The sequence below is a fragment of the Lacticaseibacillus camelliae DSM 22697 = JCM 13995 genome, from assembly GCF_001436615.1.
Classification (GTDB): Bacteria; Bacillota; Bacilli; order Lactobacillales; family Lactobacillaceae; genus Lacticaseibacillus; species Lacticaseibacillus camelliae.
In genome coordinates, this window is the sequence record NZ_AYZJ01000042.1 from 15,082 (window position 1) to 39,343 (window position 24,262).

Here is a 24,262-nt window from a genome sequence, read left to right on the forward strand (position 1 = left end):
GGGATGCGAGTCACTGCAGAGCGGTGAAAGACACGGTGTATTGACACCAAGAACATACGTTTGGTAAAATTAGGGTACCGATTGGAGGTGACGTTATGCCTAAACCCAGTCCGTTATCCATGGCGGAACTCCCATATCATTTTGGGGTACGTGTCCGTGTCTACCCATCAACCGAGCAAAAGCGCCTCATCAAGCGCAACAGTGATGCCAGCCGCTTCATCTACAACGAAATGGTCGCAATGAATCGCGAGCTGTATACCTTAAGGCGAGTGAAGTGTCCTATCAGTCTCGTTCTGCAGCGCATCACAACACTGCAAGAGCGTTTGAAACGTCCGGCCACAGGCATCAGTAACATTCATGGTTGGTTGAATCATTCTGATTTTGATGCTGATATGAAAGCCAATGCTATTAAGAATTACCGCACCGCTTGGAAACTGTTTAAACAGGTCCACCAATCCGGTTTCCCCCATTTTCACAAACGCAATACACGCCAATCTTATCAAACCTCAAATCATTATCAGTCTGGCAAGGGCCAGCCGACGATGACTAATGGCTCAGTGCGGCTGTTAGACCGCCACCATCTCACTATCGGTAAGATTGGCCGCTTGCGGTTTGCTGGCATGCCCAAGTGGCTGTTTACGCGTACAGAAAGTATTCGTATTGGCACCACTACCGTTTCCATGGATGCCACTGGGTTTTATTTTGTTTCGTTTCAGTTAGGCTCGACGCAACCATTCGTTTCGCCAAGTAAAAAGACCGGTTCTCAGATCGGCATTGATCTGAACCTAGACAACTTCTTAACGGATTCGAACGGCAATACCATCGCCAATCCGCGCTTTTATCGACAAATTATTGGTAAACTCGCTAAAGCTCAGCGTAAGCTTTCACGGCGCGCGCGCCGAGCTAAGCAGGAACGTCGTCAGTTACGCCAAGCCAAAAATTATCAAAAGCAACGCTTGGTGGTTGCCCAGATCCATCAACGCGTGGCTAATCAGCGTAAAAGCTTCTTACACCAGCTCAGCACGTCACTCGTCAAGAACCACGACTTGGTCGTCGCTGAAGAACTGCGCAGTAAGAACCTTTTAAAGAATCACGCGTTGGCAATGAGTATCAGTGATGTCGGCTGGCGACAATTTCTGGCGATGTTGGCTTATAAAACACTGCTGTACAATAAGCAGTTTGTTACCGTCGACCCCAAAAACACGACGCAAACTTGTCATGTCTGTGGATTTGTGATGGGAACGGCTAACACGCACAAACTGACACTCGTTCAGCGTGAATGGAACTGCCCACAATGCGGTCAGCACCACATTCGCGACTGGAATGCCGCCCAAAACATTTTAGCTAAAGGCCTCGCTGCGATCGCATAATCATACGCCAAGTCCCTATGGCCCTACGGTGTCCATGGGACTAAGGCGAAGTACGCCAAGTCCCTATGGCAACCTGGGGACGTTAAAGCTGCAGGAATTAGTTTGCCAACACTGACCGCTTGGTTAGCGCGCAGACCGTATCTGTGGAAATTGCGGCAAGGAAGTGATTCAGCTTCTATCCCCGCAAGCCCCTGAATTGATTCAGGGGTGGTTGACCAACAATACTTTAAGCTGAAATGAGGCCTGCTTCCAGCACACATCAAGGCCAAAGTGTCCCGTTTCGATGGGCTACTGCAAGTCGTGCATGATGCCGGCAGCGAGCCGCCGATAGTACTCACCCATTTGCTCCGGCGGCGTGCGATCATCGCTTTGCAGCCAGGTGGCAAACAGGTTGATGTGACCGCCCAAGGCAAACGCCGCCAGCGCCTTGTCCGGCACGGTGTGCTGCTGGCCGGCCATCATCGTCTGATAGTGCGCTGTGGCCTGACCATACAGTGCCTGGACGAACGCCGTCCAGCGCTGACCGACCAAGAACGCCTTCATAAATTCCCGGTTAGCGGCTCCTGCAACAGAAGCACTGCGGTGGCTTTTTTCATCGCCTCGCGACTTAAATCACTGCGCTGTGGCATCGCTGCGGCCTCCCTTCGCGCGCCTCTGTGCCCGCCGCGTGGCCCAAATCAGCAGCGTGAAGCTCAGGACCAGAATGGCGCCGAGGACGCTGTAAGTGTGCGCGCCCCAGGTCTTGATGAATTGGCCGAAGAAGAAATTGCCCAGCGGCTGGACACCGTCGTATACCAGAAAAATCAGCCCGAACACTCGGCCGAGTAATTCTCGCGGCGTCATGCCCTGCATCAGCGTAGCCACACTGCTGAACATCTGCGAATTGACGAAACCGTTGATGAGCGCCAGCGCCAGCCACAGCGCGTGGGTCAGGTGAAAACCCAGCCCAACCATCAGGACACCGATGATCAGCTGCTCCGTATACACTTGCATCACCGACACCCGCTGGCGCTGCATCGACAGCACCGCGCCGCCGAGCAACCCACCACAGGCATTGATCAGCAGAAACGTACTGTACGCGCTCGGCCTTCCGGCGTAAAGGTGATCCGCCATGTACGGCGCCGCCAGTAAAAAGCCGGCCGCACAGAAGTTGAACGCGCCCAGCGCCAGCATCATCAGGGCCAGCTGGTGGTTGCCCACGACGTACTTCAAGCCGTAGATCGTATCTTTGATCGGGTCGCTGGCGTCCTTGCCTGGCTTAAACACCGGACTGTTCAATGACCACACGAGCAGCGCGGCCACAATGTAGGAGCCCGCGTTGATCAGCAGAAAGCCCTGAAAGCCGAGCCGCCCACTGCTCAGCAGCAGGCCGCCGATCAGCGGCGACAGGATGCTGGCCATGCTGAACACGGCGTTGGCAATGGCGTTGAACCGCTGAAGGGCCGGCGCTTCGATAATGTCCGGCGTGATGGCCTTGGCCGCCGGAAAGTTGATGGTCGTCATGAGGTCCAACACACTGGTGATGAGGATCAGCAGCCACGTCTGCGGCGCACTGGGATCGATCAGCACGGCACCGAGCACACAAATGGCCGCCGCAATCGTGTTGCAACCGATCATGACGCGCTTGCGGTCGTGGTGGTCGACAATGATTGCGGCCAGAAAGTCGCCAAGGAAGAACATGATGCCGCCGACTCCTGTGATCAGGCCGATCAGCTTCGTGTCACCGGTTTGCTTAACCACCAGCCAGTTGAGGCCAAGCAGGTAAATCGCACTGCCGAGTTGTGAGATGAATGGACTTAATACCAGTTGAATACTAAAGCGATGTTTTTGCATAACAACAATTATATCGCAGCCGTGCACCAAGCGCATGGGCAATTCTACGGACAAAAAAACAGCACCCCGCATACACGGAATGCTGTTTCATAGTGCTGTTGATTAGCCGAGGATCTCAGAAACGACCCCGGCACCAACAGTACGGCCGCCTTCACGAACGGTGAACTTGGTACCCTTTTCAAGGGCAACAGGCGCGATCATGTCGACTTCGAAGGTTACGTTGTCGCCAGGCATAACCATTTCAACGCCATCAGGCAGTTCGATCACACCGGTAACATCGGTGGTGTGGAAGTAGAACTGAGGACGGTAGTTGGAGAAGAATGGCGTGTGACGGCCACCTTCCTCTTTGGTCAGGATGTAGACTTCAGCCTTGAACTTCTTGTGGGTCTGGATCGAACCTGGCTTAGCCAAAACTTGGCCACGCTCAACCTGATCACGGTTGATCCCACGAAGCAAGATACCAACGTTGTCGCCGGCTTCGCCAAGATCAAGGGTCTTACGGAACATTTCAAGGCCAGTAACAACTGACTTCAAAACTTCGTCGTGCAGACCAACGATTTCGACTTCGTCACCGATCTTAACCGTCCCACGGTCGATACGACCAGAAGCAACGGTACCACGACCAGTGATGGTGAAGACGTCTTCAACAGGCATCAAGAAAGGCTTGTCGGTGTCACGAACTGGGGTTGGGATGTACTCGTCAACCGTGTCCATGAGTTCCTGGATAACCTTTTCCTGTTCTGGATCGCCCTGCAGAGCCTTAAGAGCTGAGCCACGGATGACAGGAATATCGTCACCAGGGAAATCGTATTCGGACAGCAGTTCACGAACTTCCATCTCGACCAAGTCGATCAGTTCGTCATCGTCAACAAGGTCTGTCTTGTTCAGGAAGACAACGATGTAGTCAACGCCGACCTGACGAGCCAGCAGAATGTGTTCGCGAGTCTGTGGCATTGGGCCATCAGTAGCGGCAACGACCAAGATCGCACCATCCATCTGAGCGGCACCAGTGATCATGTTCTTAACGTAGTCAGCGTGCCCTGGCGCATCGATATGTGCGTAGTGACGCTTTTCCGTTTCGTATTCAACGTGGGCGGTGTTGATAGTAATGCCACGTTCCTTTTCCTCAGGTGCAGCATCGATTGATGCGTAGTCCTGTTCCTTGGCCAGGCCTTTAGCAGCCAGGACCTTGGTGATCGCCGCGGTCAGAGTGGTCTTACCGTGGTCAACGTGCCCGATGGTACCAATGTTAACGTGGGGCTTTGTGCGTTCATAGTGTTCTTTTTCAGCCATGAAAAAACGAACCTCCTGTATTTTTTTCGTAAAGACACAGGCGCAAAAGCCCGTAATCCTTTACGTTCTATAGTACTACATTCACGCCAAAATACCAAAAAGATATTTTGACTGGAAATGAATTCCGAAGTTGATTATACCAGAACCCACGGGTTTGTAAACAGCTAGGCGTCAAGTTTTCACCCTTTACACGTGAAAACCCGTCGCTGCTTACTTCGCCATTTCGCTGAGCTTGAGGGTCTGCTCCCCTAACCAGTTAAAGATGGCCTTCTCCTGGGCGGTCACGTCGGCGCCTTCTTTGTTGAGGTAACTGGCGGCAAAATGCTTGGGATCCGTCACTGACTGGTCGATGAACGGGTACAAATACCCGAGCTCGAAGCGCAGCGTCTCGACTGTCGCCCGCATCAGCTCCGGGTCGGTCAGACCGATCTGGAGCTGCACCTGATTCAGCACCGCAAGCAGCGTCTTGTCGTTCATGACGCCAGGCAGCGCGCTCGGCACGATCTCACCCTCAGTCTGGTACCCCAGCACCTTGACCTTATCATCGGCGCCCACCGCCGTCAGCGCGTCCAGCAGGCTGACGCGAATCGCCGGGTGCACATCCGGGTCGGTCAGGTTCGGCGTCGCCGCGGCGATCATGCTGGCTTTGGGCAGCCGGCCCAGGTCTGAGATCATGGTTTCCTGCGTGTGGGCGCCATAGCCGCCGAGGTGGCGCAGCTTTTTGGCCAGCGTCTCGATCGCCGCCGCATGGGCCGCCCCGTCCTGTTGCTCGGCGTCCGCCACGCGCTGAGTCAGCGTTTGGCGCAGCCGACCATCAACATGGTTCAGGACCGCCCAGGCAAAGCGGTAATCCGGCAGCGCCAGCAACACATCGAACAGCAATTGGGTCGTGCTTTCGCCGCTGAGAAAATCCTCCATGTACTGGCTGACGTACGGCAGCGCCAGACTGGGCTGCTTCAGGCCGACATAGGCCTTCACCAGCGGCCGGGCGACTTCAAACAACGGTGTCTCCTTGTAGGCTTTTTCCAAGTGGGCAACCGCGCTGGCGTAATTCTTTTTCTGCAGGGCCGAAACGCCCAAAGTCAGATGGCGACTGCCATTGTTGGGCAACGGGACAACTTTTGCCATTTTTTGTCTCTCCTTTTTTTACTCTTCATCCTATGATAACAGTCCTTGCCGCCGCTGGACAGAAGCCGTGCACGAAAAAAGCCGCACCACGCGGATGCGACTCATTTCAAAAATTATTGGCGCTTGGCACTGTTCTGGTTGACTTCCATGATGACCGGCAGGATCACCGGACGCCGCTTGGTGTGGTCAAACAGGAAACGGGAAAGGTCATCGCGGACGGACTGCTTCAGTGTGCTCCAGTCGAAGGACTTGTTGTCTAACTGCTTTTGCACCGACTTCTCGACGACGCCGCTCGATTCGTTGAGCAGGTCCTTGGAGGTCTTGACGTAAACGAAGCCCTTGCTTTGGATCTTCGGCTTGGAGACAATTTTCTTCTTCTTGCGGTCGATGGTCACCACTGCAATGAAGATACCGTCTTCCGCGAGCATCTTGCGGTCGCGCAGCACGATGTTGCCAATGTCGCCGACCCCGATCCCGTCGATCATGGTGTTGCCGGCGTCGACGTGCCCGGAGATGTGCAGCTTGCCCTTGTCGTAAGAGATGATGTCCCCGACGTTTGGCATCAGGATGTGATCATCCGGGATCCCGGCGTCCGCCGCGATTTCGCGGTGGGCCTCAAGCTGACGGAACTCGCCTTCGACCGGGATCACGAACTTCGGCCGCAGCAAGTTGATCATCAGCTGCAGGTCATCCTTGTTCGCGTGGCCGGAAGCATGCAGGTCATCGGAAATGGCCTTGACCTCGCCGCCTGCGCGGTAGATCATGTCGCGGGTCTTGGCCGCCATGGTTTCCATAGAGTGGCTGATCGTGGTCGTGATGTAAACCAAGTCGCCTTCGTGAATGTGAACCAGGCGGTGCTTGTTGTTCGCCATGCGCTGCAGAGACTTCAGCGGCTCACCCATGCGGCCGGTTTCCAGCACCACGGTTTCCTCGGGCTTCAAGTCTTTGAGTTCCTTGGTGGAAGCCAAAATGTTGTCATTTGGCAGTTCCAGGGCCTTGAGCCGAATGGCGGTCTTGACCACCCGCTCGACTTCACGGCCGGTCAAAACGACGCGCCGATTCGTCTGGGCGGCAGCGTTCAGCACCTGCTGAATGCGCTGGATATTGTTGGCGACACTTGCCACAATGATCCGTCCGTCCTGATAATGGAAGGTTTCTTCAATGTGATCATAAATGTCATTTTCACTGGCGTGCGGGTACGGCGATTCCGCGTTGTTGGAATCGGACATCAGCGCCAGCACGTTGTGGTCCCCGATTTTCGCCAGACGCGACAAGTCGGTCTGGTACATTTTCGGTGCGCCCTGATCGAACTTGAAGTCGCCGGTGTAGACGATCGAGCCGTTCGGTGTCTGGACCACAATGCCCAGACTGCCTGGAATGCTGTGGGTCGTTGGGAAGAATGAGACCTTGACCTTGCCGAAGTCGATGACCGACTTCTCGGTAATCACGTGAAAATCCTTGAACTTCTTGGCTTTCGGGTTGGACGTCAGCGTCAACTTGGCCAGCGCGACGGTCAGCGCAGAGCCGAAGACCGGAACCGGATGCTCGCCGATGAAGTATGGCAAAGCGCCGATGGCATCCGCGTGGCCGTGAGTGAGGAAGATACCGGCAATTTTATCGGCATTTTCTTCCAAATAGGTCAGGTCAGGAATCACAACATCGATCCCCAGCAGCTCGTTGTCCGGATATTTCAGGCCAAAGTCGACAACGAAAATTTGATCGTCCACTTCGATCGCGTACATGTTTTTACCGTTCTCACGCACACCACCGAGGGCGACCACTTTGATTTTACTCATAGGTACACCTCGTAGATTGTATTAGGTTTTTCCGCCACCCTAAGGTGACAACGAATTATTCCTTGTTCCAGTGTACCACAGCAACCAAGGAAAGCCTATCTCGGCTGGTGGCGGCGTTATTTGGAGCAAACAAAAACCACCTTGCCGAAGCAAAGTGGTTTGGAAAATTCAATATTAACGACGCAGGCCGAGGCTCTTGATCAGGTCACGGTAACGGGCGAGATCCTTGTTACGCAGGTAGCGAAGCAAGTTACGGCGTTGGCCGATCTTCTTCATTTCACCAACGTATGAGTGGTAGTCCTTCTTGTGCTTGGACATGTGGTCGGTCAGGTTGTTGATGTCGGCGGTCAAAAGCGCGATCTGGACCTCTGGTGAACCAGTGTCGCCCTCTTTACGTCCGTACTTCTTGATGATTTCTTCTTTTTGCTCTTTTGTTACAGCCATGGAATATTTCCACCCTTCATATAAATTGCCTGAGACTGAGCGAAGCGCGGTGAGCCGCCGGGCTAAGTGTCAGGTTCTTGGAACGTTAATTACTTTACGCCAGTGCCGGCCGGATTGCAACTGTGGCTTACCGCGGCGCTTGATTGCGCATGAACGTGTGAATCACGTCCCGGAGCCCTGTGTACCCATTATACAGGGCGAGCCCAACAATCGCCAGGTACGCCAAGCCGTATACGACCGACGTGCGGCTCTTGAACTCCGGAATTGCAGTCACGAAAAAGGCGCCTGCAATGACAAACCAAAGGGCGTTGACGCATGCTGACCGCAACAGCTGTTTTTCCGTGACTGGTGAATCCAGCGACGCATGATGTTGACTCATAAAGAAACATTCCTTTCTGGACACGGCTATCAAGCATTTTCCCTTTACAACTTTTTATTGCAATGAGGCCAAGCCTTCGGTATAATGCTATCTGTTGAAACAAAAGCTACGCACTACAAAACTCAGCCCGGAGGTGAAATTCATGCCACAAATCAAACAAGCAATCAAGCGGGTCAAGACCCAGGAAGCTGCTCGTCAGCTGAATATCGGTCAAAAGAACGATATGCGTACCACGGTCAAGAAGTTCCGCGAAGCCGCAGCTGCCGGCGCTGACAACGCGCAGGACCTGTACAAGGACGCAGCACGCGCCCTCGATATGGCTGCCACCAAGCACCTGATCCACAAGAACAAGGCTGGCCGCGACAAGAGCCGTCTTCACGCTTTGCTCAAGTAATCAACCAATTGCCTGCCGTGTGCAGGCTTTTTTTGTCGGGTGAGAAGGCAGTCGCACTGAGCGGGGCGAGTCACCCCACCCGCGTCACCCGCCGTAGCCAGATGATCCGCCGTAAGCCATGCGCTTGCGGCGTTTTTTCGCTTCCGTGATGTCCCCCCGATCAGCCCGCTTCTTGGTATTGGGTCCAAATTCTGGTCAGAGTTGCCACCGCTGCGCCCATGATCACTGCCCCAATCATATCCCACGGCGCGGCAGAAAGGCGATCCACCCTAATGAAACCGAAGACCACACCGTTAACCAGCGCCACGAGCACGATCAGTGCGGTTTGCCAGAGGAGTCCGATCAATCCGCGCAGCAGAATAGCCGGCCGACTCAAGTGAGGTTGGGGGCGCGCGTGCAGCCCGTCAATCTCAAAGATGCCGCCAATTATCAAGACCAAGAGCTCCAGCGCCAAAAAATTCGCGCTGATCAGCCACCGGGCCGCGGTGAGCGCATACGCAGCCATCACCATGAGTTCAGCCGGCAGCAATAACATCAAGGCCCCACTCAGGACACGCCAGACCAATCTTTGGGTCCACGCATCGTAGTCGACGCTGATACCCCAGGCTTTGATCAATAATTGGTCCAACCAGGTCTTGGCCATTCCCCTCACCTCCAGTTTTCCCTAGCGTAAAGGCGGCGAAGCCAGGTGGCAAGGATTTACCCTCGGCCACCAAAAATGGCGCCGCGGTCTGAGCCGCGCCGCCGTTTAATCAGGCTCCTAAGGTAATTTTCTGACCACTCGTGTACTGCAAAACAAACAGCTCAAACGCCAGGTTCTTATCCACCCGGCCGGTTTTCATCGCGGTTTCAGTGGCGACTAACCCACTGAAGGCGCGACGCAGGGTCTTGCCATCCACGCGGCGGATCTCCTGCAGGGCTTTTTTAATGCGGAACGGATGGACCTTGAGCGTCTGCTGAATGTCCCCTTGGCTATACCCTTTTTTCGCCAGGATCTGCACCTGCAGCAGCAGCCTAAATTGCATCACTAGGAGCGCATTCAAGTGAATGGGCTCCTCTTTTTGCAGCAACAGGTCGCGATACAGACTGAGCGCCTGCGTGGTGTTTTTACGTACCACGGCGTCGACCAGGTCAAACACCCGATCCGTCAGCGCCTTGGGCACCAGCTCATCGACAGCGGCGGCGTCAATGGTCGCCCCTTCTGCGGCGTACAGCTTCAGCTTAGGCAGTTCGTGCACCATCGCGGTGTACTCCCCGGCGGTGCGCTGCACCAGCGCGTTCAGCGCGTCCGGCGTGATCTGCAGGTGCTGGGCCTTGAGCTCGCGCTGCACCGCGGCTTCAGCGGCGCGCTGGTCCAGCGGCGCCACGTTGACGATCTTGGCGGACCGGTTTAGCGCCTTGACCACGTTCTTGCGCGCGTCCAGCTTTTCGTACGGGGCAACGACGACCATCACCGTGGACGGCGCCGGCTGCTTGAAGTAGGCCTCCAGCCCCTGCACATCATGCTCCGGGCCGGACTTGGGCTTTTCTCCGGTCAAAAAGTACGGGTCAGAGATCACAACTTCGCGCCAGTCGCCGAAAAACGGCGGCGAGGCGGCGTCGTCCAGCGCGACCCCGACGGCCGTTTGCCGCATGTCATAAGTGGCGTAGTTCATGGTCTGCTGGTCGGGCGGAATCACGGCTTTGAGCGCGGCCAGCGCTTGGTCGACCAGTGCCTGCTCGGTGCCCAGCAGCAGCACCAACGGCGGCAGCTCGCCTTTTTTCAACTGTCTGATCAGCTCCTGAACGGTCATGGGCCGCCTTCTTCCGATAAAAATTGATGCACACTGAGGGCCTTACTGCTCGCATCGACCCACACCGCACCGCCCGCGGCTGTATTCAGCCACGGCACGCCGGCCGCCTGCAGAGTGGTCAGCGTCTCTTGGTGCGGGTGCCCGTAGCGGTTGTTCACGCCGGCGGAAATCAACGCCAGTTTTGGCTTAATCTGCTGGATGAATTCGGGTGCTGAGGACGTCTTGGAGCCGTGATGGCCGACTTTTAACATATCAACTTCAAGCGCTTGGGGCATCAACTCGCGTGTTTCGACGCCTTGGTCGGCATCCCCGGTGAACAGCCAATTGCTGTCCCCTATTTTACCATAGAGCACGATCGAGTCCGCGTTTTTCTCCGTGGCGCTTGCATCGCTGGGCGCCACCACACGCAGCTTCAGCGGCCCGATCGCCAGCGTCTGACCGGCCAGCACCTGCACGTGCTGCGTGACCCTGCCCGCCTTAGCCGCCAGGATGTACGGGTGACTGGCGGCCAGTGGCGTGGTCACGAGCGTTTTGACTGGCATCAGTCTAGTGAGCACTGCCGCATCGCCGACGTGATCGGCGTCCGCGTGGGTCAGGACCAGCGCGTCCAGGTGCGTGATGCCGCGGGCCCGCAGGTAATTGACGATCACCCGCTTGGCCGGCGGATTGGCGGAAAAGCCAAACCCGCGGCCTCCGGTGTCGATCAAAATCGCGCCTTGCTTGAACGGCGCTTCGATTAAGAGCGAGTCGCCCTGGCCGACATCAAACATTGTCACCCGGTACTGCGGGTGCACATTGACGACCAGCCAGGTCAAAATGACCCAGCCGCCCAGCCACTGCCAGCGGCCAAACGCGAGCCCAACGAGCACCAGCACCACGCCCGCTGCCGCCAAGGCCGCCGGCACCGCGCCGAAAATGATCTCACCGGGCAGCGCGGCCAGCGCCGTCAACCCTTTTTCGGCGTGCACTAAGACCGTCTCAAGCGCCGCGCTGCCTGGCAGGTGCGGCCAGATGCTGACGACCACCAGCACTGGCATCAAGGCCAGCTCAAAGACCGGCATCAGGAGCCAGCTGAACACCGACGCGAGCAGGTGCACGCGAAACGTGTGAAACAGGACCACCGGTGTGCTCACCAGCGCAAGCCGCCAGCTCATCCCCCAGCGGCCCGTGGTGATCACCAGCAGCACGAAGCACAGCAGATAAGTCAACTGTCCGCCCATGGTGTGCAGCACGTACGGCTGCATGCCGAGGTTCAGTGCGACGGCGGCAGAAAAACAATCCAGCGGCGTCCACTGCCAGACAAACCGGTCATTGAGCATGGCAATGATCCGCAGCCACACCGCGCGCATGATGCCGGCCGCCGGCGGGATCAGCACCAGCAGCGTAGGCAAAAGCCCCAGCAAACTCCAGTCGACCGCCTCTTTTGGCAGCCGCAGCCGGTCGGTCAACCAGTACAGCGCGCCGATCAACGCGTAGAGGTGCAAACCCGAAACTGAGAACAGGTGAAAAATGCCCAGCGTCACGAACGCTTCGCGCTGCTCGGCAAAATCACTGTCCACCTGCCCCAGCAGCAGCCCTTTTGCATACGCCTGAGTCCGCGGCGCAAGCTGGCGCAGGTGAAGTAACACCTTAGCCCGCAGCACGTGCAGCTGCTCGATAATGCCGCGCGCCGGCCGGGCGGTCAGTTGAAGGGTCTGTTGCTGGCTTTGCCACGCCAACTGATTCTGGCGCCACGCGTAGATCGCGTAGTCGAACTCGTAGGGATTGCGCGCGCCGCCCAAGCGCGTCAAATCCCCTGCCCACTCAACGGTGGTGATGATCGTCATCTGGCGCAGCGCGGTCGCAAGCTCTCCGGTCACCTTGGCGCTGCCGCTGATTGGCACGCCGTTGGCCGCTGTGCCGGTGTACCGGACTAGCTCCCCGGTCACCTGCCAAGCCGTGGGCATCACGGTCACCGCACCGCTTGGCTGAGGCGGGTCAGCCGTGAGCTGCGCGGTGTGATAGCCCCAAGCCAGCCCAATCACCAGCGCCAGCAGCAAGCCGATTCTCGCAATCCGGGCTGCCTTAAAAAGCGCCCACCCAATCAGTAGCAACCCGAGCCACCACGGCTGCATGAACACCAGCATGCCACCCATCCCCGCCGCCAGCAGAAAAATGCCACGCCGGTTCATGGCCCAACCGTGACGAGCGGGGCCAGGCGCTCGAAGGTTTTATCCCCGATGCCGCTCACGTTTTTCAGATCCTCGACCGCTTTGAACCCCCCATTTTGGTCACGGTAGGCGATGATGTCGGCCGCCTTTTTCGGCCCGATACCGGACAAGGTCTGAAGCTCCGTTTCCGTAGCTGTGTTCAAATTGACCAGCGCGCCGGAAGCGCTGCTGGCCGTGGCCGCTGCACCCCCGCCAGACGCAGGCAAGGCGGCCGCTGGCACTTCCTCACCGGCCTTGGGAATGTACAGACTGTCCTGATCGACGGCCAGCTGTGCCAGGTTGACCTGACTCACATCGGCATTTCCAGCCAACCCACCGGCCAGCGCCACGACATCGACCCAGCGTGTCGTGGCCTCGACCGGATAGACGCCGGGCTTCTTCACGGCGCCCTTGATGTGCACGTACCCATTTTTCGGCGGGACACTGGGACTTGCCACCGCGCTGCTGGCGGGACTGCTCAGGCTGCTGACGCTTGACCCCAGCGGCTCCGCCACTGGTGCAGGAGTGGGCTGGCGCGCCTGCCACAATAAGAAGACGCCCACCACAGCCGCCACTAGGCCCAGGTACCAGTACTCACGCACCCACTCTTTCACTGTTGCCATTTCGATCACCTCGCAGTTAGATTACGCGAGGGCACGAAAAAACCGCCGCAGCTGACTGCGACGGCTCGGGCCAAACTGGCCGCTTACTTATCCCAAATGTTGATGCGCTTTTCCGGTGCCAGGTACATCTTATCCGTCGGCTTCACGTCAAAGGCGCGGTACCAGGCGTCAAAGTTCAGCACTGGCACATTGACGCGCAGCTGCGCCGGCGCGTGCACGTCGGTCGTCGCCCGGTTCTGCGCCATGGCGGGCCGCATCTTGGTCGCCCAGGACTTGGTGTAAGCCTTGAAGAAGGTCTGCAGGTCTTCCTGCGACGCATCCTTGCCCAGCACGGCCAAGGCAACCGCCATGCCGGCGTTGTCGGCAATATTTTCCGACACGGTCAGCCGGCCGTTGATCTTGGCGCCGTACGAATCACGACCATCGAACTGCGCCGCGACCGCATCGACGATTTTGCTGAAGGCAGCCTTGTCTGCCGGCTGCCACCAGTTGTTCATCGACCCGTTCTCATCGTACTCGGCGCCGTTATTGTCAAAGGAGTGCGAGATCTCGTGGCCAATCGTCGCCCCGGTGCCGCCAAGGTTAGCGGCCCGCGACCAGTCAAGGCTGTAGAATGGCGGCTGCAAAATGCCCGCGGGGAACGTAATGTCGTTTTTGGACGGATCGTAGCACGCGTTGACCAGGTAGCCCGGCATCGCCCACTCACTGCGGTCGACCGGTTGGCCAACTTGGCCGAAGCGAAAGGCCTGAACCTGGCTGGTCAGCTTGGCGACGGCTTCAACTAAGTTATCGCTGTCGTCAAAATGCAGCTGCAGCGCCAGCTTGGGCTCCGCGTCCGGATAGCCCATCTTGATTTTCATCGTCTTGAGCTTGCGGATGGCCTTGTCGCGAGTCTCGGCGCTCAGCCAGGTGTTGTGGTTGAGCTGGACCTGGTACTGGGCAATCAGCTCTTCGACCATCGCCGTAATGTTAGCCTTGGCTTTTTCACCGAAGTACGTGCGGCCGTAATACAGACCAACTGAATCGGCAAAGAACGCGTTGGTCAGCTGGAAGGCCGCCTTGACCCATTCCGTCGCCGCCTCCTGACCGGTCAAAAAGCGTGCGTAGGCACCGGCCTGGGTGCGCAGGTCATCACTGAGCAGGTCCGCGTCATTGAGCAGTTCGTTGATGATGGCGCGGTGCTGCCACTGCTGGTAGTTGGCTTCTGAGATCAGGGTGTTCATCTGCGCAAACACATCCGGCATCAGGACATTCACCGTTGCCGGCGTCGCGGGCAGCGCACTGGCCAAGGCATCGGTCAGACCGATGTTGCTGGTCTCGTCGGCCAGGTCGGCCCAGCTGGTCGGGTGGTCCCAGTTGGTGTCGACCGCCAGAAATTCGTTGGTTGGGGTCAGCTTGCCGAGTCGCTGGTCAAAGGCCAGTGCGTCGGTCACGTAAGTTTCAGCCGTGTCAGCATCGTAGCCGGCTGCCTCGAGCAGGCCCAGGGCCATTTTGCGCCAGGCATCAAACTTCTCCTGGTTTTCCGGCGTATCCTCCGCGTACTGAGCCGCGTCCGGCAAAATGGTGCTGAAGCCGGCCAGATGCAGCTGGTTGGTGGTCGCGTCGTGCATGTCGGCCATGACCATCCAGTCGTACGGCACTGGGTAGTCGTCTTGGACCAACTCCGGCAGCGCGGCCTTGTAATCGGCCAGCGTCTTAAGACTCTCCAAGTGCTTTAGCCGCGGCACAATCGGCGCAATGCCCAGTGCGTCGCGGGCCGCCTTGTCGCTGGCTTTCACGTACAGCTTGGCGGCGTACTGCAGCGCCGGGTCATTGGTCGTCTGCTCGCCGTTGGCCAACGCGGTCAGATCTTTGACCAGCTTGGCGCGAATGTTATCGGTCAGGTCGGAGTCAGCACTGACCATCGCCTTGTCAGGCGGGATCACCGTTTTTTCCTGCCAGTCGCCGTTGACGGCCATGTAAAGATCATCTTGAATCCGTGGTTTATCTGTCATGTTTCCTCCTCGTGATTTCACTGTTTTCTCGCATTGCTTTAATCATAGCCAACTGCTGCGGGAGAAACAACTGCAACAAACGGGCTGCGACTTGGCAACGCGGGAGCATCCAGCTGCGCCAGAGGCCTCGCCGCCAAAAACCCGCGGCAATACCTCTGACATGCGTAGCGGCTACCCATCCCGCTAAAACCGCCAGCCCTTCGCACCATACACGGGCTACGGACTGGCAACGCGGGAGTGGCTAGCCTAGCCCGCTAAAACCGCCAGCCCTTCGCACCATAAAAAAGCCGCCGCAAACCGCGACGACTCGATGGTTAATGGGTCCGTAAGTAGTCCAGCGCATCCTTCAGTGTCTTGACCGGGACGATTTTCATCTTGGTCTTGATCTGCTTGGCGGTGCGCTTGGCCACGGCGTAATTATTTTCGTAGCCAGGGTCGAGCTTGCGGATCTGCTTAGTGGCCGGCTGGTCCGGGGCAAAGAAGACTTTCGCGCCTTCCTTGTTGGCCATGTAGACCTTCTTGTCAATGCCCCCGATTTGGCCAACGTTGCCATCACCGTCAATGGTGCCGGTGCCGGCAATCTTCTGACCGTGGCGGAAGTGCTGATTGGTCAGTTCGGTGTAGACCTGGACCGCAAACATGAGGCCGGCACTCGGGCCGCCGATCTGGCCGGCATCGATTTTGACCTTCGGCGTCGTGCTGATGGTCGTGTGCTCGGTCAACTCAATGCCAATGCCGGCCTTATTGGTCCCAGGCAGCTTCATCAGCTTGGCAGTCGCCGTGTGCACTTTGCCCTTGCGCGTGAAGGTCAAAGTCAGGCTGGAGCCAATCTTGCGCGACTGGATTTCCTTGATGTACTGGTTGGCAGTGGTGTAGCGCTTGCCGTCCAGTGCGGTAATGGTGTCGCCGACTTCCAGCTTGTCCTTAAACGGCGAGCCCTTGACCAGCGACATCACGTAAATCCCCAGGTGCCGCATTCTGGCCGGCTTGCCTGCCGCTTTGAACGCAGCTTGGACGGCGTTGTTCGCCGCGCTTTTGATGTACTGCTCCTGCAGAAAGGCGTAGGACTTCGAATCATCGTCGCCCATCAGCTCCTGCTTGGACATGATTTCGGAGTACGGCTGCATCTTGGCCCAAAGCAGCAGCGCCGGGGACGCCGGGCCCACCACGCCGACCGTCGTCAGCATGTAGGCCCCTTTTTCCGTGTCCTTCTTCCCTTCGACGGTCACATACGGCTTCAGCGACTCGGCCGAGCCGGGCACTTCGGCGTAGCAATTCGTCGGGTAAAATAAGAGACCGGCGACCACCACAAATGCAGCCACCAGTCCCCCAATGATTCCCCAACGCCGTTTCCTACTGGTTTGTTTTCGCTTGCTCATGCGCATCACCTAACTTTGCCATGACTGCGGCGTTCACGTTCGCCGGCAACAGCGAACTGACATCGCCGCCAAACGTCGCGACTTCCTTGATCAAACTGGACGACAGGAACCGGTAGCGCTTGTCTGCCAGCAGCAGCACCGTTTCCAGCTGCGGCGACAGCACCTGGTTCATCTCCGCGATGTCCTGCTCGTAGTCGAGGTCCTTGCCGGAGCGCACGCCGCGCACCAGCACAGTGGCACCGATCTGCTCGGCGAACCGCACCGTCAGCATCGAAGGCGCGGCGACCACGTCCACATTGGCCAGCCCTGCCGTCGCTTCCTGGATCAGCGCGACCTTTTCGGCTGCCGAAAAAAGCGGGTGCTTGGATGTGTTGGTCATCACGGCGACCACCACCGTGTCGAACATTTTGGCGGCGCGCGTTACGGTGTCCAGGTGGCCATTGGTGAAGGGATCGAAACTCCCGGGAAAAATTGCTTTGACCATTTACTCTGCCTCGCTTTGCTTCAGGATCAATACTTGGGCGACACCGTACGTCTGACGGCGCACCTTGTCATAGCCTGGGATCACATCGGGGTAAACCACGTCCATGCCCGTTTCAAACATTACCGTGCCTGCCGGTGCCAGCAGGTGCAGCTCGGCAATCAGCGCCAGCTGCGCCAGCGCTTCCTGCTTGGCGTAAGGCGGATCGGCCATGATCAGGTCAAACTGCCGGTTCGCCTCACCAAAGGTTTTCAGCGCGCGGTCCACCGGACTTTTCACCACGGTGAAGCGCTCCGGGTGCGGCAGCTGGCCAACATTTTCCTTGATGACCTTAATGGCGGGATACGCCTTGTCGACCAGCGTGGCGGTGGCCATGCCGCGCGACACGGCCTCGATGCCAAGGGCGCCGGTGCCTGCGTATAGGTCTAAGGCGTCACCCCCGTCAAAGTATGGGCCGAGCATGTTGAACATGGACTCTTTGACCTTATCTGCCGTTGGGCGCGTGCTGGCACCAGGCACGGCGGCAAGCCGCCGGCCGCGAAATTCCCCGCTAATGACGCGCATCGCGGTACCTCTTGGGCGCATCGTCGTCCTGGTCGTCCTCAAGCGCGGACAGGCTGGTGTCCCCGGAGTACTCGGTGGCGATGAACGGCCGCTGGGACTTTTCGACCCCCTTGACGAAGCGGAGTTTCTTGAGCTTGGCCATGGTGTCGTCAATTTTGTCCATATCCAGGTATAAATAGACATATTTCATGCGGCGCGACGCGTAAAGAATCGTGCCGTAATGACGCAAGGCCTTCATCTGTTTGAGTGAATACACCCAGACCACTAGGCCCTGGCGTTTGGTGACCTCAAGCATGCAATTCCTCCTCACAAAATCAGTTCTGCGCCAGCGGCTTCATTTTGGCCAGCAGCTCGCCGGTTTCCACTAGGTCGCCTTCGCCGGCATACAAGTGCGTGATCGTGCCGGCAAACGGCGCGTGCACCGTTGTTTCCATCTTCATGGCCGAGGTGACGAAGAGCGCATCGCCCTTTTCTACCTGCTGGCCTTCCTTCACTTCGACGGCCACCAGCCGGCCACCCATTGGGGCCCCGATCTGGTTCTGGTCGGTCGGCTCGGCCTGACGCTTCGTGGCGACCGTGTGCTGCGCGGATTCGTCCAGCACCTGGACCTCGCGTTTTTGCCCGTTGACCGTGAAGTACAGCGTGCGCTTGCCGGCCGCATCAGCCGGTGAAATCGCGTCCAGCTGCATCACGACCTGCAGCCCTGGCCGCACATCGACAGTGATGCGCTCGCCAATGCGCATGCCCTGGAAGTAGGTCTGACTGTCCAGCGCCGTGATGGGACCGAACTTCAGCCGGTTCTTTAGGTAAGTCGCGTAGACTTCAGGGTACAAAATGGCGGACAGGACTTGCGCGTCGGTTGGGTGCGGCAGGCCTTGGGCGGCGAGCTGCTGACGCACGGCCTCAAAGTCGACGGGTTTGGCCAGCGCGCCAGGGAGCTGCGTCAACGGCTTTTCACCCTTGAGGATCTTGGCCTGCAGAACTTTAGGAAAACCGCCGACCGGCTGGCCGAGGTCACCCTTGAAGAAGTCGACCACGCTGGCCGGAAAGTCGATCGTCTCGCCGTGATCCAGCACGTCCTGCGGGGTCAGGTGATTCTGCAACATAAACAGCGCCATGTCGCCGACCACCTTGGACGACGGCGTCACCTTGACAATGTCGCCGAACATCTCGTTGACCTGCGCGTACATTTGCTTGACGGCCTCAAAGTCGGTGATGTCCATCGACTCGGCCTGCTGTTTCAGGTTGCTGTACTGGCCGCCTGGCATTTGCACGGTATAAATATCGGTCAGGGGGCCGGTCACGCCGTTGGCAAAATCCTGGTAGTACGGGCGGACCTTTTCGAAGTAATGATTCAGCTTTTCGGCGTCTTGCACGTTCAGGTCCGGCTGCCGGTCGTTGTTGGCCAGCGCGTAGTACAGACTTTCCATGCTCGGCTGGCTGGTCGTGCCGGAAAACGCGGACTGGGCCACGTCGACCACGTCCACCCCAGCGTTGACCGCCTGCACGTAAGTCGCCACGCCGTTGCCGGTGGTGTCGTGCGTGTGCAAGTGGATCGGCACGTCGACCGCATCCTTCAGCGCGGAGACGAGTTCATACGCCGCCTCAGGCTTTAACAGCCCAGCCATGTCCTTGATGGCCAAAATGTTGGCGCCGGCATCGACCAGCTGTTTACCCAAGTCCACGTAATAGGCCAGAGAGTACTTCGGGTGACTGTCGGCCAGAATATCGCCGGTGTAGCACATCGTCCCTTCGGCCAGCTTGCCGGTTTCGCGCACGGCATCGATCGAGTGCGTGAGCTGCGGCACCCAGTTCAGCGAGTCAAAAATGCGGAAGACATCGATGCCGCGGTCTGCCGCGACTTGAATAAACTTCTTGATCACGTTATCCGGGTAATTCTGATAGCCCACCGCGTTACTGCCGCGGAACAGCATTTGCAGCAGCGTGTGCGGCATCAGCTTGCGCAGCAGGTCCAGCCGGACCCAAGGCGACTCGTTCAGGAAGCGGTACGCGACATCAAACGTCGCCCCGCCCCACATTTCAGCAGAAAACAGGTTCGGCAGCGCGTTGCTGAAGTCCTGGGCCACCCGCAGCATGTCGCGCGTGCGCATCCGTGTCGCAAACAGGCTCTGGTGCCCGTCACGCAACGTGGTATCGGTCAGCAACACCCGTTTTTGCCCGGTGAGCCACTTGGTCACGGCATCGGCGCCTTGGTCGTGCAGCATGGCGACCAGATCTGTTTGCGGCTGGGTCTTTTTGAACCGCGGGTGATAGTCAAAATCCGCCAGCAGCTTTTCAGTGTGCTGGTGCACGCCTGGGAAGCCGTTGACCGTAGTTTGGCCGATGTAGGTCATCAGCTGAGTAGTGCGGCTTTCGACTGGCCGCAGCTTGAATAAGGCCGGTGTCTCATCAATGAAGGTCGTTGTGGCACTGCCGGAACGGAACGTCGGCGTTTCCAGGACGTTCAGCAGAAAGGCCAAGTTGGTCTTGACGCCGCTGATGCGAAATTCCTTCAGCGCGCGCGTCATTTTCGCCACGGCGCCAAGGAACGACCCGGAGTGAACGGAAGTTTTGACCAGCAGCGAATCGTAGTACGGGCTGACGACCGCGCCGGCATAGGCGTTGCCGACATCCAGCCGCACCCCGTTGCCACCGGGACTGCGGTAGGTCGTAATCGTGCCGGTGTCCGGCATGAAGTGATTGCTCGGGTCTTCGGTCGTGATACGGCACTGAATCGCCGCGCCGCGCGTCGTGATGTCCTGCTGGTGCGGAATGCCAATATCCTTGAACAGGTCCTCCCCTGCCGCAATGCGCAGCTGGGCCTGGACGATGTCGACATCGGTGATCAGCTCGGTGATGGTGTGTTCGACCTGAACCCGCGGGTTGACCTCGATAAAGTAGAACTGGTCGCCTTCGACCAGAAACTCGACAGTGGCCGCGTTGTCGTAGTTGACACTCTTCATCAGTGCCACGGCGGCATCGCAGATCTTGGCCCGCAGCGCTGGCGCCAGCCCGACCGCCGGCGCAATTTCGATCACCTTTTGGTTGCGCCGCTGCACGGAGCAGTCGCGCTCGAACAGGTGGATCAGGTTACCGTTGTGGTCGCCAAGGATCTGGACCTCAATGTGCTTGGCATCCTTGAGGTAGCGCTCAACATACATCCGGTCGTCGCCGAAGCTGGCCACCGCCTCAGACACCGCATTTTGGTAGACGTCCTTGAGCTCCTTTTCGGAGTGGACAATGCGCATGCCCTTGCCGCCGCCACCGGAGGCCGCCTTCAGCATGATCGGGAAGCCGTGCTTTTCGGTAAAGGCCACGATTTCGTTAAAATCGCACGTCGGCTCGGTCATGCCCGGGATGGTTTGCAGACCGGCCTTGACCGCCGCCCGCTTGGCCGCGACTTTATCGCCGAACATGTCCAGCAGCTCCGGGCGCGGGCCGACAAAGGTCAGCCCGGCCGCCTCGACGCGCCGCGCAAACTCGGCGTTTTCCGACAGTAGACCGTAGCCGGGATGAATCGCGTCCGCCCCAGACTCTTTGGCAATGCGAATAATGTCGTCCATGTCAAGGTAGGCCTCAATGGGCCCCTTGCCGGCACCGACCTGGTAGCTTTCCTGCGCCTTGAACCGATGAATGGTTAGCTCGTCTTCCTTGGCGTAAATGCCGACAGTCTTGAGCCCCAATTCCTCGCTTGCCCGAAAGATCCGCACCGCGATCTCGCCGCGGTTAGCCACTAAGACTTTACGCATGTGCGTGCTTCCTTTCACTTGACCCGTTTGCCAGCCGGTTTGCCGACCAGCGCCTGCTTCTCCATCGCCGAAATGTTGAGCATCACACCCATCGCGATGCTCAGGACCAGCATCGACGAGCCGCCGTACGAGATGAACGGCAGCGTGACCCCGGTGACTGGCAAAAGCCCGGTCACCGCCCCGACGTTAAACGTGGTTTGAATCAGCATCAGCGTCCCGATGCCATAGCTGATCAGTGACCGGTACGCGTTTTTCGAGCGAATACCGATCAGGTAAATGTGCGCGATCAGGTAATAAATCAGCCCAATCACAATGGCCGCACCGACCAGCCCGAGCTCCTCGGCGATCACCGCCAAAATGAAGTCGGTGTATGGCTCGGGAAGGTAGCCGAGCTTCTGGGTGCCGTTGCCCAGCCCGACGCCGAACAAGCCGCCGTGGTTGATTGCCAGCAGAGAGTTGACCACCTGGTTGCCGACCGTTTTGCTTTCCTGAAACGGGTGAATCGCCGCGGTCAGCCGCTGGATTTGGTAATGCTTGGTCAGCCAGTGCGGCAGCTTGACGTTGGCGAACACATAGTACAAACCGCCGACGAGGACGACCAGACCGGCGAAAAAACCAGTCCCCCACCGCAGCGAGATGCCGCTGGCACAAAGCATGATCAGCGTGATGCCCGTGATAATGATGGCGCCGCCGGTATCCGGTTCGATCAGGACCAAGAAGATACCCATCCCGACCAGGAACAGCGGCTTGACGAGTTCCTTCAGTGAAAAATCGGGGCGTCGCATATTGTCCTGCCGCTGACTGAACATATAAGCCAAGTAGAAAATGACAATCAACTTGGCAAACTCGGTCGGCTGCACGTTGATGGGCCCAACCGGGATCCAGGCCGCCGCGCCATTGACTGAGCGCCCCACCACCAACAGGTAGAACAACGAGGCAAACAAGATCAACCAGAGCGCCGCCTGAAACTTGGGCTTGCGAAACAAGCTGAGTTTGAAGTAGAAGAAAAACAGCGCCAGCACGAGCCCCGCGATGACGAACGCAAGCTGTTTGATCATCACGGCGTTATCCGCCCAGCGATACTGCGTCTGAATCCAGTAGGCGCTGGCCGAATACACCATCACGACCCCGGTTGCGCAAAGGACGAGGTATGGCACTAATAGTTTATAGTCGAGGTAATGTAGCTTTTTCAGCAACGGGATCGCCCTTTCGCGACAAAGTTGTCATTATTATATCATAGCTGCACAGGCCTGGAGCCGGCCACACCAAGGCAAGGCCCTCAGCTTACGGAAAAATTTCAGGCTAAGTTTAAAATCAGGCAAGAGAGTTTCATTTTTCTCTCATAAAGTTGTTCACGTCGTCTCAGAAAAGCGGTAGACTGAGTAATATGTTTTAGTGAGGAGTGAAAAATTTGGCAAAAGCAATTTCGTTTGATCAGATCGACCAGTACAAAAAAGATCTGGAAAGTCAGCCGGGCGCCAATGCCTTGGCCAAGGCCGTCCAAAACGTCGGCCCGCAGGCAGCAAGCCGCGGCACGCTGAACGACAAGGCCATTAAGCTCGCCTTTTCCATTGAGCTTGACACGGGTAAGGTCACGAACCAGAAGCAGTCCGGGCGCTGCTGGATGTTCTCAGAACTGAACACCATGCGCCATTTTGCCGGTGAAAAATTCGGCATCAAGGACCTCGAGCTGTCCCAGGCCTACCTGGCCTTTTACGACCGCATTGAAAAGTCCAACCTGTTTCTCGAACAGGTCATCGCGAACCCCACCGCGTCCCCGACTGAGGACCGCAAACTGGCGACCCTGCTCGAGCAGCCTAACGGTGACGGCGGTCAGTTCGACAACGCCCCGGCGCTGATCGAAAAGTACGGCATTGTGCCGAAGTCGGTCATGCCTGAAACGTTCAACAGCTCCGCCACCGGCCAAATTAATGCCGTGCTGAACCTCAAGCTGCGCAAAGCGGCCAGCGAGATCCAGCAGGCGGCCAAGGCCGGCAAGGATCAGGACGCGCTCGAAGCGATCAAGGACGACAACCTCAGCGCCATTTACCGCATTGTGGCCTACGCGTACGGCAACCCGCCAGCGACCTTCGACTTCGAGTACCGCGACGACAAGAAAAACTTCCACGCCGACCGCGGCCTGACCCCAAAGGAATTCTACGCCAAGTATGTTGGCTGGGACCTGGGCCAGTACGTCAACCTCGTCGCCGATCCGCGCAAGACCAAGCAGTACTTCCAAGCTTACAGTCTGCCGAGTCAAAACACCGTTGTGGGCGGCCGGCCGATCACCTTTGTGAACGTGCCAGCAGACCAGCTGGCAAAACTGGCGATCAAGCAGCTGCAAGCCGGCGAGGCGGTCTGGTTCGGCAATGATGTCGGTCAAGACGTCGACCGCGATACCGGCACCCTGACCGGCGGCCTGTACGACTACTCCACCCTGTTCGGCTTTGACATGAAGCTGGGTGTGGCCGAGCGTTTCGCCACTCGGCAGGCTGAGGTCACCCACGCGATGACCCTTACCGGTGTGGACCTGGACGACAACGGCCAGCCGACCCGCTGGAAGGTCGAAAACTCCTGGGGCAAGGACCGCGGCAACGACGGCTATTACGTCGCCGACCAAAGCTGGTTCGAGCAGTACGCCTATGAAGTTGCAATTCGCAAAGACCTGCTGACACCAGAGATCCTGGCCGCAACGCAGACCGAGCCGATTCCGCTGGACCCATGGGACGAACTGCACTAGAATGCACCACTGATGTTACCGAAAAGGCCGCTTCCGCTGGGAGGCGACCTTTTTTTGTACCTCAATTTTCAAGTCAAGTGCAACGATGATAACGAATCCTTGATAGTGGTCTA

General features: G+C 57.9%; 20 protein-coding genes and 1 pseudogene. 3 read left to right on the forward strand and 18 right to left on the reverse strand.

All coding sequences use genetic code 11. The features are described from left to right. The first annotated feature begins 95 nt into the window (after positions 1–95). Positions 96–1,370, forward strand: a complete 1,275-nt coding sequence (locus FC75_RS08190; RefSeq protein WP_054663979.1) for an RNA-guided endonuclease InsQ/TnpB family protein — start codon at positions 96–98, stop codon at positions 1,368–1,370. Between the two features lie 288 nt (positions 1,371–1,658). Here FC75_RS08190 and FC75_RS08195 read toward each other — a convergent pair. The 7 genes and pseudogenes from FC75_RS08195 to FC75_RS08225 all read right to left on the reverse strand — a co-directional run. Then, positions 1,659–1,916, reverse strand: a pseudogene (locus FC75_RS08195) (hypothetical protein); the annotation flags it as partial. Positions 1,917–1,982: 66 nt separating this feature from the next. Further along, complete coding sequence (locus FC75_RS08200; RefSeq protein WP_054663985.1) at positions 1,983–3,203, reverse strand: MFS transporter; 1,221 nt, start codon at positions 3,201–3,203, stop codon at positions 1,983–1,985. A 102-nt stretch (positions 3,204–3,305) separates the two neighbouring features. Then, complete coding sequence (gene tuf, locus FC75_RS08205) at positions 3,306–4,496, reverse strand: elongation factor Tu (RefSeq protein WP_056989613.1); 1,191 nt, start codon at positions 4,494–4,496, stop codon at positions 3,306–3,308. Positions 4,497–4,706: 210 nt separating this feature from the next. Beyond that, positions 4,707–5,624, reverse strand: coding sequence for a hypothetical protein (locus FC75_RS08210; RefSeq protein ID WP_054663988.1), 918 nt, complete (start codon positions 5,622–5,624; stop codon positions 4,707–4,709). Between the two features lie 113 nt (positions 5,625–5,737). Beyond that, the gene (locus tag FC75_RS08215; protein WP_054663991.1) at positions 5,738–7,420 is read right to left on the reverse strand and encodes a ribonuclease J; all 1,683 of its coding nucleotides are present in this window, start codon (positions 7,418–7,420) and stop codon (positions 5,738–5,740) included. A 174-nt stretch (positions 7,421–7,594) separates the two neighbouring features. Beyond that, complete coding sequence (gene rpsO, locus FC75_RS08220; RefSeq protein ID WP_054663993.1) at positions 7,595–7,864, reverse strand: 30S ribosomal protein S15; 270 nt, start codon at positions 7,862–7,864, stop codon at positions 7,595–7,597. 127 nt (positions 7,865–7,991) lie between these two features. Further along, a complete protein-coding gene (locus FC75_RS08225) occupies positions 7,992–8,243 on the reverse strand; it encodes a hypothetical protein (RefSeq protein WP_054663996.1) in 252 nt (83 codons plus the stop codon). Positions 8,244–8,385: 142 nt separating this feature from the next. Between FC75_RS08225 and rpsT the strand changes: the two genes are divergently transcribed. Further along, positions 8,386–8,637: a 30S ribosomal protein S20 gene (rpsT, locus tag FC75_RS08230; protein WP_054663999.1), complete on the forward strand. Its 252-nt coding sequence runs from the start codon at positions 8,386–8,388 to the stop codon at positions 8,635–8,637. Between the two features lie 160 nt (positions 8,638–8,797). Here rpsT and FC75_RS08235 read toward each other — a convergent pair whose 3' ends face one another. The 11 genes from FC75_RS08235 to FC75_RS08285 form a co-directional block, all read right to left on the reverse strand. Further along, on the reverse strand, positions 8,798–9,280 hold the full coding sequence (locus FC75_RS08235) for a hypothetical protein (protein ID WP_056989614.1): 483 nt from the start codon (positions 9,278–9,280) through the stop codon (positions 8,798–8,800). 109 nt (positions 9,281–9,389) lie between these two features. Continuing rightward, the gene (gene holA / locus FC75_RS08240) at positions 9,390–10,430 is read right to left on the reverse strand and encodes a DNA polymerase III subunit delta (protein WP_056989615.1); all 1,041 of its coding nucleotides are present in this window, start codon (positions 10,428–10,430) and stop codon (positions 9,390–9,392) included. Then, complete coding sequence (locus FC75_RS08245; RefSeq protein WP_056989616.1) at positions 10,427–12,601, reverse strand: DNA internalization-related competence protein ComEC/Rec2; 2,175 nt, start codon at positions 12,599–12,601, stop codon at positions 10,427–10,429. The genes holA and FC75_RS08245 overlap by 4 nt, the downstream gene beginning before the upstream one ends. After that, complete coding sequence (locus FC75_RS08250) at positions 12,598–13,242, reverse strand: helix-hairpin-helix domain-containing protein (protein WP_056989617.1); 645 nt, start codon at positions 13,240–13,242, stop codon at positions 12,598–12,600. Before FC75_RS08250 ends, FC75_RS08245 begins: the two co-directional genes overlap by 4 nt. Positions 13,243–13,325: 83 nt before the next feature. Further along, a complete protein-coding gene (locus FC75_RS08255) occupies positions 13,326–15,236 on the reverse strand; it encodes a M13-type metalloendopeptidase (protein ID WP_056989618.1) in 1,911 nt (636 codons plus the stop codon). 314 nt (positions 15,237–15,550) lie between these two features. Next, a complete protein-coding gene (locus FC75_RS08260) occupies positions 15,551–16,615 on the reverse strand; it encodes a SepM family pheromone-processing serine protease (protein ID WP_056989619.1) in 1,065 nt (354 codons plus the stop codon). Then, a complete protein-coding gene (gene coaD / locus FC75_RS08265) occupies positions 16,590–17,099 on the reverse strand; it encodes a pantetheine-phosphate adenylyltransferase (RefSeq protein ID WP_056989620.1) in 510 nt (169 codons plus the stop codon). Before coaD ends, FC75_RS08260 begins: the two co-directional genes overlap by 26 nt. Continuing rightward, on the reverse strand, positions 17,100–17,660 hold the full coding sequence (gene rsmD / locus FC75_RS08270) for a 16S rRNA (guanine(966)-N(2))-methyltransferase RsmD (protein ID WP_054665315.1): 561 nt from the start codon (positions 17,658–17,660) through the stop codon (positions 17,100–17,102). Then, on the reverse strand, positions 17,647–17,955 hold the full coding sequence (locus FC75_RS08275) for a YlbG family protein (RefSeq protein ID WP_054665312.1): 309 nt from the start codon (positions 17,953–17,955) through the stop codon (positions 17,647–17,649). The genes rsmD and FC75_RS08275 overlap by 14 nt, the downstream gene beginning before the upstream one ends. 19 nt (positions 17,956–17,974) lie before the next feature. Continuing rightward, positions 17,975–21,409 carry a pyruvate carboxylase gene (locus FC75_RS08280; protein WP_056989621.1) on the reverse strand — a complete coding sequence of 1,145 codons (3,435 nt, stop codon included), beginning with the start codon at positions 21,407–21,409 and terminating at the stop codon, positions 17,975–17,977. Between the two features lie 14 nt (positions 21,410–21,423). Next, entirely contained in the window at positions 21,424–22,602 is a 1,179-nt protein-coding gene (locus tag FC75_RS08285; RefSeq protein ID WP_056989623.1) for an FtsW/RodA/SpoVE family cell cycle protein, read from the reverse strand. Between the two features lie 218 nt (positions 22,603–22,820). Between FC75_RS08285 and FC75_RS08290 the strand changes: the two genes are divergently transcribed. Then, the gene (locus FC75_RS08290) at positions 22,821–24,149 is read left to right on the forward strand and encodes a C1 family peptidase (protein ID WP_056989622.1); all 1,329 of its coding nucleotides are present in this window, start codon (positions 22,821–22,823) and stop codon (positions 24,147–24,149) included. The last annotated feature ends 113 nt before the right edge of the window (positions 24,150–24,262 follow it).